Annotated in this window: 11 protein-coding genes; 4 read left to right on the top strand and 7 right to left on the bottom strand. The window is 41.3% G+C overall.

What is annotated here, in order from left to right:
* Window positions 1–468 precede the first annotated feature (468 nt).
* Window positions 469–1,785: a hypothetical protein gene (locus tag V7K36_RS00500; RefSeq protein ID WP_335112282.1), complete on the bottom strand. Its 1,317-nt coding sequence runs from the start codon at window positions 1,783–1,785 to the stop codon at window positions 469–471.
* 52 nt (window positions 1,786–1,837) lie between these two features.
* Complete coding sequence (gene murG, locus V7K36_RS00495) at window positions 1,838–2,911, bottom strand: undecaprenyldiphospho-muramoylpentapeptide beta-N-acetylglucosaminyltransferase (protein WP_335112280.1); 1,074 nt, start codon at window positions 2,909–2,911, stop codon at window positions 1,838–1,840.
* An 84-nt stretch (window positions 2,912–2,995) separates the two neighbouring features.
* On the opposite strand from murG, the gene V7K36_RS00490 reads away from it, so the two are divergent.
* From V7K36_RS00490 to V7K36_RS00475, 4 genes are all read left to right on the top strand, one after another.
* Window positions 2,996–3,835: a nuclear transport factor 2 family protein gene (locus V7K36_RS00490; RefSeq protein ID WP_335112278.1), complete on the top strand. Its 840-nt coding sequence runs from the start codon at window positions 2,996–2,998 to the stop codon at window positions 3,833–3,835.
* Between the two features lie 248 nt (window positions 3,836–4,083).
* Window positions 4,084–5,037: a DUF1822 family protein gene (locus V7K36_RS00485; RefSeq protein ID WP_335112276.1), complete on the top strand. Its 954-nt coding sequence runs from the start codon at window positions 4,084–4,086 to the stop codon at window positions 5,035–5,037.
* A gap of 180 nt (window positions 5,038–5,217) precedes the next feature.
* Complete coding sequence (locus V7K36_RS00480) at window positions 5,218–7,554, top strand: CHASE2 domain-containing protein (protein WP_335112274.1); 2,337 nt, start codon at window positions 5,218–5,220, stop codon at window positions 7,552–7,554.
* Between the two features lie 145 nt (window positions 7,555–7,699).
* Window positions 7,700–8,533, top strand: coding sequence for a DUF928 domain-containing protein (locus V7K36_RS00475; protein ID WP_335112272.1), 834 nt, complete (start codon window positions 7,700–7,702; stop codon window positions 8,531–8,533).
* Between the two features lie 136 nt (window positions 8,534–8,669).
* On the opposite strand, the gene V7K36_RS00470 is transcribed toward V7K36_RS00475, so the two are convergent.
* The 5 genes from V7K36_RS00470 to V7K36_RS00450 form a co-directional block, all read right to left on the bottom strand.
* A complete protein-coding gene (locus V7K36_RS00470; RefSeq protein ID WP_335112270.1) occupies window positions 8,670–9,818 on the bottom strand; it encodes an AI-2E family transporter in 1,149 nt (382 codons plus the stop codon).
* 90 nt (window positions 9,819–9,908) lie between these two features.
* A complete protein-coding gene (locus V7K36_RS00465) occupies window positions 9,909–10,100 on the bottom strand; it encodes a hypothetical protein (RefSeq protein WP_334829452.1) in 192 nt (63 codons plus the stop codon).
* Between the two features lie 155 nt (window positions 10,101–10,255).
* On the bottom strand, window positions 10,256–11,188 hold the full coding sequence (locus V7K36_RS00460) for a hypothetical protein (RefSeq protein ID WP_335112268.1): 933 nt from the start codon (window positions 11,186–11,188) through the stop codon (window positions 10,256–10,258).
* 1,406 nt (window positions 11,189–12,594) lie between these two features.
* Complete coding sequence (locus tag V7K36_RS00455) at window positions 12,595–13,206, bottom strand: WD40 repeat domain-containing protein (protein WP_335112266.1); 612 nt, start codon at window positions 13,204–13,206, stop codon at window positions 12,595–12,597.
* A gap of 91 nt (window positions 13,207–13,297) precedes the next feature.
* Entirely contained in the window at window positions 13,298–13,726 is a 429-nt protein-coding gene (locus tag V7K36_RS00450) for a hypothetical protein (protein ID WP_335096829.1), read from the bottom strand.
* Between the last annotated feature and the right edge of the window lie 170 nt (window positions 13,727–13,896).

Below are 13,896 nucleotides of genomic sequence, written 5' to 3'. Positions count from 1 at the left end.
TTTGAGAAAATATACAACTTTTTTATTTCTCAATATGACAAATTTTTGCCAAATTGTACAACTTTATTTTTTCAAGTCGCGTAAATGCCAACGGTAATATAGGGGTTATAAACTGCGAAATTGTACAACTTTTTTATACTTCTACACAGAGCCGCAATTGAAGTGCATTTCCAGCCAGAGGCTGGAAACGAGGTTTTGGTTTTAAAAGGGTTTGCGCTTAAGTTGATACCAATGAGCATTGCTGTGCCCCTACGACAGATGTGGTTCAAATACTTGAATTTTGCTGTAATATAACGTGAGTTCAATTACTGCGATCGCATACATCACCAACCAAAATTACTGATGTGGCTTTGACTAGGGAGCGATCGCCATTGAATCTTGTAGTCAATAGTTCCAAACCCTTACAAGTTTATACTTCTACATAAGGTTAAAAAGTTTTCCAACTTTATTATTCGTCTACAGAAAGCATTACTTCTTTACTAAAAAATATGCTGTAGCATAGTCTGGCACTTGGCTGATATTTTGTCCAAATTCTTTTTGATTCTGAAAAATACCTGCCAAAAAATCGAGTTGATAAAGATTGGGTAAAAATGCTCCGCCTGTATCGGCAATGACTCCCATTTGCAGATGTTTGCGACCACCTTGAGTATGCTCAATCACAATCACTTTACCTAAACCGATATTCAAAACATCTCCCGCAAAAGTGACTCCGGGTTTGATAGAAATTTTTGCATCTATTTTGTATCCATAGCCTTTAATAGCATCAACTTCTCTAAAATACCAATAACGCTTTTGTGCTGTTGCCTTCAATCCGCGAATATAAGACATTCCATTATTTCTATCTACATTAAAAAATGCCTGATAACCATCTGTAAAATTAATCAGTATTGTTCCTTCCATAATTGCTTCTTCTAAGCCATTTCTGGTTAGATAAGCGAGAGTCGTAACTTTTCCAAATTCTCTACCACCTGGTTCATAAATACCCGATAAAACATCCTGCTTTGTATATCTAGTATAAAATTTATCGTTATTGGAGTTTTCTTTTAAGCTATAAATTGGTGTGTTAAAAGTAGAGGTTTTCTGGCGAGAACCGGGGTGAGTAAAAACAGCATATTCAGTAATTCGTAATTGTTTTTGCTGTTTATTATTTGGGTTGTAGGCAGACCATTTAATGACTCGAAAATTGGTATTGATAAATTTAGGGTCTTGTAAACGAGTAGCTCGATTATTAGCAATATCCTCCTTTAAGACGGCAATCATGAAATCCAAAGTTTTGAGAACATCTGGTACAGTAACCCCTTGAGTGGCAAGTATTCCTGTACGCAGAATATCTGGGTCTTCTGAAGAGTAATCTTGAAAATATTTTCTAGTATTAATGAGAACGGTTAATAAATCTCCTTGATTGAAATTAACCTTACTAATTGGCAGTTTTACTGGGGTAACAACCTGGCTGCCATTAAGACTAAATTTATATTTTTTGAACTCATCGACAACTGGATACGGTGCAGATGCTGCTAACAAATTCTGCCGAGATGAAAAAGCATTTTGCTTGTCTATAATCTCATCAGATGTTTGTTGAACTACAAAAGGATTTTGAAATGTTGAGGTGAGCGAAATCTGTGATTGAAGTGGGGCAAAATTTTCTTGCTGAGTAAAGGACTGAGCTTTTTGAACTAGCTGTTTAGTTTTTAACTGAGTATATAGATGGCTACTAGCTAAACTGACAAATAAGAAACTAGCACAACTTACTGTAATCCGGAATTTTTGGTTAAACAAGATATTCATAACTTAGAAAATAAATTACTGTTGTCTTTTACTATTTTGAGTTTTGAATTGTTTAAGTTTCGATCACCTCACGTACTAATTGCGCCAACTTTTCGGCGCTATCGGGAACTGCGATCGCATGAGCTTTTTCTCCCATCTTTGCTAATTCTGCCGGTGACTGCAATATATTCAACACAATACTTTGCAATCCTTCAGTCGTCAACTCTGATTGCTTTAAGGTTAAGGCCGCACCAGATGAAGTAAATACATCTGCATTATAAGATTGATGGTCTTCGGCGGCAAAGGGGTAAGGAATCAAAATTGCTGGTTTTCCACACACTGCCAATTCTGTCAAGCTACCTGCGCCAGAACGACTAATAGCAAGAGTTGCCCGTTTCAACAACGCCGCCATATTGTTGTAAAAAGGTAAGGCTATGTACTGTGGATGTTTGAGACTATCTGCTTCTGGATCGCGATCGCCAGTTAAATGTACTATATATGCACCAGCATCAAACCAAGCGTTTGCAGATTCCCGCACCAATTTATTAACCGCAACAGCACCCTGGCTACCACCAAAGACAACAATTAAAGGAACACCATCAGGAATGGCTAAATCTAGCGGTGCATTAATTGCCCCATCCAGAAATTGCGATCGCACAGGAGTGCCAACATAGACATTTTTGGCCCGGGGCAAATACTTAGCAGCGACTTCAAATCCCAAGGCTACCGCATTACACCAAGGGCTAAAAAAGCGAGTTACTTTACCTGGTAAGGCGTTAGATTCGTGGAAAACCACGGGTAAACCGAGGGAACGCGCCGCAATGACGGCTGGCCCGGCAATGTAACCCCCTGTAGTAAACACCCCTTGAAAATTCCCCTGTTTGAGAATTCGTCTAACTTCCAGAATCGAAAGGGCGAGTTTACCCAAGATGCGAATCGAGGACAGTCCAAACCCTTGCTGAAACCCTTCAACTGCAATAGTATTCAAGGGATACTGTTTGGGAACAAGTTGAGTTTCTAGCCGATTGGGTACTCCCAGCCATTCTATTTGATAATCTGGAAGTTTCTCTGCCAGTGCGATCGCTGGAAATAAGTGTCCACCAGTCCCACTGGCAGCGATTAATAATCGTATCGGTGCGTTTGCCATCAAACCTTTACCGTTTAGCGCCTAGCTTAACTAAGATAAAACAATTTCCTTACTTTCTCTAATCAAATCAGTAAATTATTACCAATGACTAACATTATTACCGCCTTAGTGAGACGCCAACTCAGATTTCCAGCAAGTATCGGGTTGATTGCCTTCCTGCTGACACTTGGTTTAACAAGTGGTTGGCAACGCACTCAAGCGACAACACCACAGCAATTAGTCCAAGCTGGTACACCCGAAAATGCACCAGCACAACTGACAAATCTGTTGACGCAAGTTGATGCTGCCGCCAGTCGCGGGGATGTCAAAGGGGTGTTGCAATTTTATAGCCCCAATTTCACTCATGGAGATGGATTAAATCTCCAAACTATGGAAAGGTCTTTGATTTCACTTTGGCAACGATATCCCAAGTTGAAATATAGTACAAAAGTACTATCTTCAAAACCTGAAGGGAATGGGATTATTGCCGAAACAGAAACGCAGATAACTGGCTTACCCTCTGGTAGCGGGAATAATTTGGCTCTCAATGCGACGATTAAATCGCGTCAGCGCATTGAAAGCGGAAAAATCGTCCGCCAAGACATTTTATCAGAACGCACCCTACTTACCTCTGGCAGCAAGCCGCCCCAAATTGAGATGAAATTACCACAGCAGGTACAAGTTGGTCAGAAGTATAATTTTGATGCGATCGTCAAAGAGCCACTTGGTGATGATTTTCTACTAGGAACCGCGCTAGAGGAATCTATCCAACCAGATAAATTTCTCAATCCCACATCTGTCGATTTGGAATTACTGACATCTGGCGGACTGTTTAAAGTCGGACAAGCACCATCTACCCCTGGTAGTCAATGGGTTTCTGCTGTCATTCTGCGCGGTAATGGGATGACGATGATAACTCAGCGCCTGCAAGTGGTGAAGAAGTAGAGACGCGATTAATCGCGTCTCTACAGGAGTTTGGAGTAGACGCGATTAATCGCGTCTGTGCGCTACGCTACCGCTAGCGTACTAAAAATCTGGATAGTGCGTTACCTTGTTGGGAGTACTCGAAGTGGTAGTCCCCAATCCCCAATCCCTAATTCTGTTTTTCCAATAATCATTCTCTATTTTGTGGCATAAATTTAGTGAATGCGGGTGATATGTATATACCAGCATTGATCACTAGGGATTGATTTATGAATAACTCCACCTATCTGCTAGACGATTTTGCTTTAAGATTGCCGATTTCCCAATCGGCTCGCACAACTGCCCAGCAATTTGCTAACCAACAGCCAAATCCTGAAAAAGCAGAGCAAGTCCGGCTGAATACGCTAGCTGTATGGGTGGTGAATGACTACTTGAAAATGATGGATATTCCTACTGACCTCCAAGCTAGTGACAGCTGGAACCCCATCATGCGCCTTTGTGGGAATGTAGCTGACTTAAAGATACCCTCAGTTGGTCGTCTGGAGTGTCGCCCCGTCCATCTGCATCAGCAGATATGTTCCATTCCTCCAGAAACTTGGGAAGAACGCATGGGTTATTTAGTAGTTCAATTTGATCAATCGCTCCAAGAAGCTCGGCTGCTTGGTTTTATGCCTACTATCGCAACCGAAACACTGCCTTTAGAACAACTGCAACCATTGGAAGCGTTTATCGACCACCTGTGGCAACTGCGCCAATTGGTTAATTTGAGTCAGTGGTTTGCTGGTATATTTGAGAAAGGTTGGCAGACTATTGAATCCCTGTGGAACGTGCCCGAACTCAGACCAACTTATGCCTTTCGCAGTACTGAAACTTTGCAATTAAATGCCCTGAACCAATCAGAATCAATTACTAAACGTGCAAAACTGATTGATTTGGGTATCCAAATTCTCAACCAACCAGTCATGTTGATTGTGCAAATCAGCCCCGAAAAGGATCAACAAACCAGTATTCATCTGCAATTGCACGCCACTGGGAATCATATCTACTTGCCGCCCGGAGTTCATCTTACGGTTCTAGATAGTTCGGGAACAGTGTTTCTAGACGCTCAATCTAGAAAATCAGACAACTACATTCAGTTGCAGTTTCGCGGGGAACCTACAGAGCAATTTAGCGTTAGAGTCGCCATAAATGATACTAGCATTACCGAACATTTTAGAATTTGAAACATCTAGCTATCTTCCCTCTTTGTCGGTAATTTATAAGTGGTAATTGGTTAATTAAAAATTCATAATTAAAAATTAAAGCTGGCTTTTAGGGATTTGGAAAGAAGTCTGTAAACGCTTCTGGAGCTTGCGATCAAACATTAAAATAGGGCATGATTTTGCACAGGGAGATAGCGACGGATGGGTAAGTTAGTGGTTCTGAAATTCGGAGAGGGGAGTTTTGAGCAGGGGTTTGCTATCACCCTCCAAATTGGTGAAGAACGCGAACATGCTACAACCGAAATCACGGGGAAGCTACCTTCATTCCCTGAAATGCCGCTCTATTATAGTCATTGGCAGTCTAGTTATCGGCAGATCGGCAATCGTTATCGCCTCCATGCTGATCAAATGCAGGTGACGAATGTATCGATGATTCAAGACTGCGAAAACACTTCCCATATTTTGCGGGCACGTTTTAATACCTGGCTGCGAGCAGAGGAGTTTCGCCCTTTGAGGGAAAAATGGTTACAAAGATTGTCGTCCACGGAAGAAGTGCGGGTGATTCTGCAAACAGAAAATAGCCAATTGCAACTATTACCCTGGCATCTGTGGGACTTGTTAGAACACTACCCCAAGGCTGAAATCGCCCTTTCTTCACCATCCTACGATCGCATTTACAAGCCACGCACAAAAAATCCATTAGTCAACATTTTAGCAATTGTGGGCAATAGTCAGGGGATTGACACCCAGGCTGATCAAGCTTTACTGCAACAGTGTCGTAATGCAGATGTCAGCTTTTTGGTAGAACCACAACGTAAGGAATTGACTGACCATCTTTGGGGAAAAAACTGGGATATTCTCTTCTTTGCTGGTCACAGTTCCAGTAATGGAAATGGAGAAAGCGGACGAATTTACCTGAATAAAACTGATAGCCTCAGCATTGGCGAGTTAAAGTACGCTCTGAAGAAAGCAATTGAAAACGGCTTGCAACTAGCTATATTCAACTCCTGTGATGGATTGGGATTGGCGCGAGAACTGGCTGATTTGCAAATCCCTCAAATAATTGTGATGCGCGAACCAGTCCCAGACCAGGTTGCCAAGGAGTTCTTAAAGTATTTTCTCCAAGGTTTTGCCGGTGGACAGTCTTTATATCAGTCGGTACGCCAAGCACGAGAACGGTTGCAAGGACTTGAGGATCGATTTCCCTGTGCAACTTGGCTACCAGTGATTTGCCAAAATCCAGCACAAATACCACCCACTTGGGATGAATTAAGGTCTATAAAAACTGAAGATCCACCGAATTTTGCTTTGTCTACTAGACGCAAATTTCAGAGAACCTTGTTATCCAGTTTGGCAATTACAGCCTTAGTTTGTGGGGTGAGATTGCTGGGATTTGTGGAAAATCTAGAGATTCAAGCCTTTGACCTGATGATGCGATCGCGCTCTGCGGAGGAACTTGATCCCCGACTGCTGGTAATTACAATTGACGATGATGATTTGGCGACTCAAAGACAAAATGGCGAGTCTTTGATCGGAGCTTCCATTTCCGAAAAATCTCTCAACAAACTACTGGCAAAACTGAATCAATACCAACCCCGCGCGATCGGCTTGGATATCTACCGTGATTTTAAAGCCACACAACCAGATTTAATTACTCGTTTTCAACAAACTCAGAATTTGGTTGGTATATGTAAGGGGAGTGATAGCACAGCAAATATCAAAGGCATTAAACCGCCACCAGAAATACCCACAACAAAGCTGGGATTCAGTGACTTTATTCATGATCGTGATGGAGTTATCCGTCGGCATCTCCTGTTCATGAACCAGGAGGCGACATCGTTGTGTCCTGCTCCCTTTGCATTCAGTCTACAACTGGCCTCTCTCTATCTTCGCCCTTCAGGAATTAAACCAAAGTTCACCCCTGAAGGAAATTTGCAGCTGGGTAAAACTATTTTTCCAAATCTGAAATCTCATACTGGCGGCTATCACGATATTGATGCCAATGGCGGTCAAATCTTACTTAACTACCGTTCTTCAAAACAAATAGCCGAACAGGTGAAGCTAACTCAATTTTTATCTAGTCAGGTTAACCCCAATGCCATCAAAGACAAGATTGTTTTAATTGGTGTGGTGGCAAAGGGGGATTCTCCAGATACCTGGCCTACACCTTATGGCGCTGCTTTAGATGATCAAATGCCAGGAGTGTTAGTACAAGCGCACATGATCAGCCAGATCCTCAGTGCTGTCCAGGATGGGCGGCCATTGCTGCGGGTTTGGTCACTGTGGGTTGAGGTGGTCTGGATTTGGGGCTGGTCTTTGGTAGGGGGAATCTTGGCTTGGCGAAAGCTTTCGTTCCCCTGGTTAGCATTGGCAGTCAGTATTACCTCTAGTGTTCTGTATATAGTTTGCTTTGGTCTGTTAATTTGGGGTGCTTGGGTACCGTTTGTACCATCGGCTTTGTCGTTGGTAGTCACGGTTAGCTTGATGTCAATTTATAATAATTCAAAAACAAAACTTCGGGTGGCGAGTGGGGAATAGGGGACTTCCAATTCAAAATTCACGCATTCAAAATTCAAAATTGTTCGCGTAGCGTTTCGTAGAGAAGATAGTTACAACATAATGGGATTTAAACCCTTGAATTTACGATAAATTTAGAAGGTTTACATACTAAGTGAAGGTTTTTATGAAGTCAAATTCACAACCGATAAAACTGTTTTTAGTAGTAGCTTTTAGCTGCACCAGTTTACTAGTTAGCCTGATTCCAGTACTGGCGAAATCAACTGATGATTCTTCAGTTAGCGATGCCTACGGCGGGCTACGCCTACGCTCTAATCCGAAAACGACCCTTGCTCAAGCTACAACATTTAATCAACCTCAACTTCCACCTGGTCCTGCTCCTGGAGGTCGCGTTCGTGGCGGAGCAAAGCGCGGGGGTGGATGTAAACTTAGTAAACTTGATTTGACTGCTTTAGTACCTTTTACTGAGGAAGCTAACTCAGTAATTAATGTCTGGGGACAGACAACGGAAGAACGCCCAAGTTGGTTTTTCTATGTGCCATATACCAAAGATTTACCGTATGCAGTTAAATTTGTGGTGCAAGATCAGAACTCTAACGATATTTACCAAAAAGCGATCGCTCTACCAGATAAACCAGGAGTCATCCGCGTTTCTCTGCCTACCACTGCTCCTGCTTTGGCACTAAACAAACAATATAACTGGTTTTTCACGATTAACTGTGACCAGCAAAAGAATTCTCCCCCGACTTTCGTCCAAGGGGTAATACAACGAGTCAAACTGAATCCAGCCACAGTCAAAGAGCTACGAATGACAGACCCTCTAAAGCGCTATGCTATCTATGCCCAAAACGGGATATGGTACGAGGCACTGACGATACTGGCTCAACTACGTCAGAAAAATCCTCAAGATGCAGCGCTGCAAGCACAGTGGCGGAATTTGTTAAGCAGTATCCACTTAGATGATATTGCCGCCCAACCGATTCTCTCGGACAAACCTTAGATTAAAAAACACTAGACCTCTTGCAAAAGTCCCTAACACCCCATTCCCAACCCCTCCCCGCTCTTTCGGAGGGGGGCGTTTGCTTTACTCAAATGCGGGGTGGGGTTCTTAATTTTTGATTTATGCAAGAAGTCTACTAATCTTTTTTTGGCAAGGTATCATCAATCGGTCGTTCATGCTTAATATCAGGACTTTCTGCGGTCCAATTATCATCTGCTTCAGGAGATTCAGAAAGTATCACAAACTCAGTCTCTTGTGTATGATTATTTCCCCATTGATCCAAAACATCTTTAATTAACACCTCTTGCAACCAAATCTTAGCGACAACGGTCAAGGGTAGCGCCAGAAATAATCCTAAAAAGCCAAAGAAAGTAACGAAAAATAGTTGGGCAATTAAGGTTAGAGCTGGCAGCAATGAGACTTGATGCGCCATCACAACGGGCGTGATGAAATTACTTTCAGTCTGTTGAATGATAAAGTAGAGAATCAAGACAGCGACGGCTTTCCAAGGTTCATCCAAGAAGGCGATTGCCATTGCTGGTATTACACTCATCGTTGGCCCCAGATTGGGAATTAAGTTAAAAAATCCTGCCAAAACCGCTAAAGCTAGTGCTGCCTTTACACCCAAAATTGATAAGCCAATCAGACTCATCAGCCCGACTACACAGATGGCAATGAAAGCGCCTGTAATCCATCCCTCCAAAGAGACTTCACATTTATCTAAAATCCCATCTACCCGCCGCCGATAAAATGAGGGGAAAAGCTGCACAAATACTTGGCGGTAAGCCACGGGGTTGGCTAATATCATTCCTGTTAAAACCAACACTAGCAAAATCTTGAGGACTACTTCCAAAGAGCCAGATACAAAGGCGAAGGAGTTTCCCAGTAGCCGATTAACAAAGGGCTGTACTTGTTGGATGAGGCTGTTGATATCTGGGATGTAGGGAATCAACTGGGTAGGAATACGAGTTCTCAGGGCATCAAGCCAACTATTAAAGCGCCCAAACCCTTTAGGAACCTGATAGGTTAGTTCTTGAAACTGCTGTGCAAATGGTGGCACAATGAGCCAGAAAAAACCCACGACACCTGCAAAAAAGATAGCTACTGTGAGGAGGACGGCGAATCCACGCTTCATCCCAAGGCGTTGGAAGCGTTTTGCTAGCCGATTTAAGGTGGTGGCTAACACAACTGCGGCAAACATTAGCAAAAGCACTTCCCGAATTTGCCACAGGATGTATAAAGAAAGAACTATGGCGATTAAGCCGATCGATTGACCGAGGTTCACAGGCTGACTCCCAACAGTTGGGGAGATGCAATTTTCTGGTAATTCAGCTAGGTTAGCCGATTTTGGTAAGTTGTGCGTAGATACTTTGAGTTAATTTTGCTTCTGTGCTTGGAATCGCCACAGTAACGCGATCGCTATAATCACAATCGGCAACAATATTATAATCAACGCGTTGGTTGCTGTCGCCGGAATTGATAGATTTGGCGCTGCATACTTAATTAATAGCGATAACAAAGCCGAGAGTAAAAGCAGTTTCAGAACCAATCCTAGTTGATTTTCCATAAAAGTACGGCAATACAAATTTTTATGGTACACACGATTTTGCGCTGTATCGCCCAGTTTCTACAATAAACCTACAGATACAATCCTTTACAACTTTCTCTAGGAAATGCGATCGCTTTTTTAAAGCATAAAGGGATGCAGAGTTTTAGCCAATTTTATTTGCTACGAGTTAACTCAATTCTATATTTAGTTTTAATCAACTCAGGCAATTGTATCAAAAGTTTTTTCACTCTAGCTTGAATATATTTAGGATTTTTAGGTACACGTTTAGCTATATACCTTAATAAAGCAATCTGATAGCCAAACTTATATTTAATTGCGGAAGATATATTAGACTTTATCTGTTTAGCTGAACCTTTGTCTAGGTTTTTTAACTTTGATATTTCACGATGATATATGGGATGCTCTCCCCAAACGCAGGCAAAGTGTACAAGAGCAGGAGACACCACCTGATTGTATTTTTGAAAAGTAGATTGACCTGTAATAGCATCTATATTAAAAGAACCACGAAGACCGATAGGTGTTCGCATCATCTGACCATTATCTTCAAACATACTTTGATTGTGTAGCATCATAGCTAGACCAAAAATACGTTCATCATTAGGGCCATCACCACGAAATTCACTAATACCTAGCTTTTTCCAGTCCCTCGAAAATTCTAGTGCTGTTTCAAAAAATGCTTTAGTAGTATCGTTTTTCTCAAAATAATAGAGACCTCCATTAAATTTAGGTAATTTTGTCAGATTAAATCGTTTAAGTGTGTCATCTACATCAATGAATGTATCTTTATCACCTGCTTGAAGATATACATTACCTGCCGCACTAAAATTTCTACCTTTAAAAGCATCAAAAATAAAGTTAATATCCCTCACTGCTATGCAATCACTATCAATACAAAGTGTATATTCAAATGGAGAATAATCATAGATATGAAGCTTTTGTTTCACGTTAGAACCGTATTCATCTCTAAGATTTATAACGTAATCATAAAGTTCTAGTAACTCTTGATCATTTGGAGCGTCAGTAATAATAGCACGCGGAACTTTTGGTGAATGAAGACGCAAAGAACGCGCTAATGACTTTGCCATCTCGAGATAGTAAGATGCTCCGTAAGCATACGTGATAATACCAGATTGTGAAATAACCATTGTTTTTTATTAGTTAAGAGTATCCGAACTTTGGTTTTCTACTCGCAGTATAACTTACACACAGAATGAAATCTACTGATATGCAGTCAAACTTAAATTCTATGTCAAATGTTCCGTAGATTCAGGTATAAATAAAATTTATAAATATTTAAATATACCTGATTTGTTGCCTTTAAGAGGTTGTTTGAAAAGTAGTTCAGTGTGATTTTAGACACTTATTAATCCCCAATCCTGAAAAAGGAAGAACCGGAATCAAAGTCCCCCTTTTTCAGGAACGCCACTGCGTTGGGCATCTTTGCCAACTTCAAACAGGTGTGTGGACTTACGGGAATATGGAACGTTCTGCTACTGAAAATAGGACTGTTAAAACATTCTCTTAGAGAATGTTTTAACAGTATTATTGCTAACATCAAAATCTCAGAAACCTAACCCCCTAGCCCCCCTTCCCTACAAGAGAATTGGCAGAGTGTTTTCATACGAATAAATAAAAATCTCAGATTCTTATTTTTCCGTTTAAAACCTACTACAAAATAGTCAAATGAAAACGAAAGTTTAAGGATTACATTTTTTCTCTGTCGAGAATGAAACAACCCCCCTTCCCTACAAGGGAATGGCAGGGTGGTTTCATACGAAGAAAGAAAAATACATAAGTCTTGATTCTCGTTTTGTGACATGGCTTTTTACCCTGCTATTCCTCTCGACCCTTGCCTAACGGCAGGCTGACGCCAACGGGGAGAGGAATGGAAGCGGGCTTTTTGGTATACTCTACGACTTTTCAAACATCCTCTAAGAGCAGCAATGTAATCATAACCAGTTTTGATTATCAATTCACAAGTTTTTTTGGATATCATATAGCATCAAAAGCCAAGAATACCTCTTAAAGAGCTAATTCTTGAATAAAAATCAGTAGAGCTTTGATTTTATTTGTTTTAGCTTAATCCGCTATTCATCCCACATCCTAGCCGCAGGGAGGTGTGGGATGAATAGGGGGACAAAAACAAGGTACACCCCCGACCTATCTTAAACGTCGTTTAACGCGGGAGAGGGGTGTACGAGTTTTTGTCTATCTCTGGGAATTTTAACGAGTCAATAAGGTCTTCTACAACTTGCGTCATAGTTTTATCTTTGAAGTGCGACATATAAGCGCAACTTATTTAATCTACGTTCGCTCATTCGCATTTTAAAAGACTCTGGTTTCATTTATGTACCCACGAATTACCCATATCGGCTTTAGCGAGAGGTTTTTAAAGTTTGTTGTTCACGAGTCTCAAAGACTCCACAATTACGAATTACCTTAGCGTAGCTTTAGCGAGTATTTGAGCGTCATTACGAATTAGGAATTACTATTAACTCCGTTGCCAAATTTTAATTGTCTTATCCAAACTCCCGCTAACCAACATCTCACCGGAAGCTGTAAAAGCTAATGCTGTGACTATATTCCCATGACCTGTAAACGTGCCCAGCAATTCCCCAGTTTGTAGATGCCATAATTTGATGGTTTTATCAGCACGGCAACTCACTAAAGTCTGTCCATCTGAACTAAAGGCGAGGGAATTCACTTCATCCACCAGCCCAGATATCACCCAAGGATACTCTGACAATGTATCTATTAATTCACTCTTGCTTAAATCCCAGAGCTTCGTTTCTCCACGACTACCACTTGCCAATATGGGTAAGGCTTTGCCATTCTTACACCCGGAGTTGAAAGCTAGGCAATTAATGCCTCTGTTATGCCCTTTTAGCGTTTGCCAGCATTCCCAGTCACCTACTATATCCTTAAGGCAATGCTCTGATGGTAGAGTTTGTATTGTATCTGCGCTCGCGCTCTCATTAATTACTGGCGACGCGTCTTTTTTGCCAACAAGTGATTCTAAATACCAACTCAATCCCCCCGCATAGAATAATTTACTTGAAGTGATGTAGATTTTTGCAGAGAGCAACACGCGGTAGGGGCGCACATCTGTGCGCCCCTATGAAAAACCTAACTTAGATTCTGACTTGGGAAGGCTCGGCTATTGCTGCTTTCGCTTTAAGTTACGATCCTCTTGATCAAAAAACACGGTAATACACATCATATGTAGAGCCACTTCCAGACACACGCGCTATTGCCGTACCATTTGTTGGTCCATTGACAGTAAAACCACCTAGATAATCGTCATCGCCGTTAAAACCGCCGTCTTCATCGAAAAGAGCGATGCTTGCAGGGAAATCAACGCCTAAACCTCTGTTAACTCCAGATGTCTGTCCGGTAGAAAAACCACCAGGTCCCCAAAGCTTACTGCCATTGACTGTGATATAGGTATCATCATCGCCGAATGTATCTGCACCAGCATTGATAGCCTGAAGTTGATCTATAAAAAGAATCCCTCCGCCTCCTTCTATAACAGCCCCTTCTTCAAAAGTTAATTGAGTGAATAGTTGTTCGTCATCGATACCAGAAAGGTCAGAATTAAGAGTCTTTTTGTTGATGCCTAGCATGGGTTTTCTCCTTTTTTAATTAAGTGCATACAGAGATAATTAGGTAAGTTTTAATTCACTCAATTTGCATTACATATTAGACCTATCCTTAATATAAATATTATGAGATAATTAAGGAATAAAATAAAAACTAAACTGCATCTAGTATGACAACACCTTTACAAAGAATA

Source organism: Nostoc sp. (genome assembly GCF_036919555.1).
Lineage (GTDB): Bacteria > Cyanobacteriota > Cyanobacteriia > Cyanobacteriales > Nostocaceae > Nostoc.
Note: the sequence above shows the minus strand (reverse complement) of the source record. Positions and strands in the feature narration are given on the sequence as shown.

Coding starts and splice junctions, on each gene's coding strand:
- V7K36_RS00500 (WP_335112282.1), bottom strand. CDS start 1,785: ATGAATATCTTGTTTAACCAAAAATTCCGGATTACAGTAAGTTGTGCT.
- murG (WP_335112280.1), bottom strand. CDS start 2,911: ATGGCAAACGCACCGATACGATTATTAATCGCTGCCAGTGGGACTGGT.
- V7K36_RS00490 (WP_335112278.1), top strand. CDS start 2,996: ATGACTAACATTATTACCGCCTTAGTGAGACGCCAACTCAGATTTCCA.
- V7K36_RS00485 (WP_335112276.1), top strand. CDS start 4,084: ATGAATAACTCCACCTATCTGCTAGACGATTTTGCTTTAAGATTGCCG.
- V7K36_RS00480 (WP_335112274.1), top strand. CDS start 5,218: ATGGGTAAGTTAGTGGTTCTGAAATTCGGAGAGGGGAGTTTTGAGCAG.
- V7K36_RS00475 (WP_335112272.1), top strand. CDS start 7,700: ATGAAGTCAAATTCACAACCGATAAAACTGTTTTTAGTAGTAGCTTTT.
- V7K36_RS00465 (WP_334829452.1), bottom strand. CDS start 10,100: ATGGAAAATCAACTAGGATTGGTTCTGAAACTGCTTTTACTCTCGGCT.
- V7K36_RS00460 (WP_335112268.1), bottom strand. CDS start 11,188: ATGGCAAAGTCATTAGCGCGTTCTTTGCGTCTTCATTCACCAAAAGTT.
- V7K36_RS00450 (WP_335096829.1), bottom strand. CDS start 13,726: ATGCTAGGCATCAACAAAAAGACTCTTAATTCTGACCTTTCTGGTATC.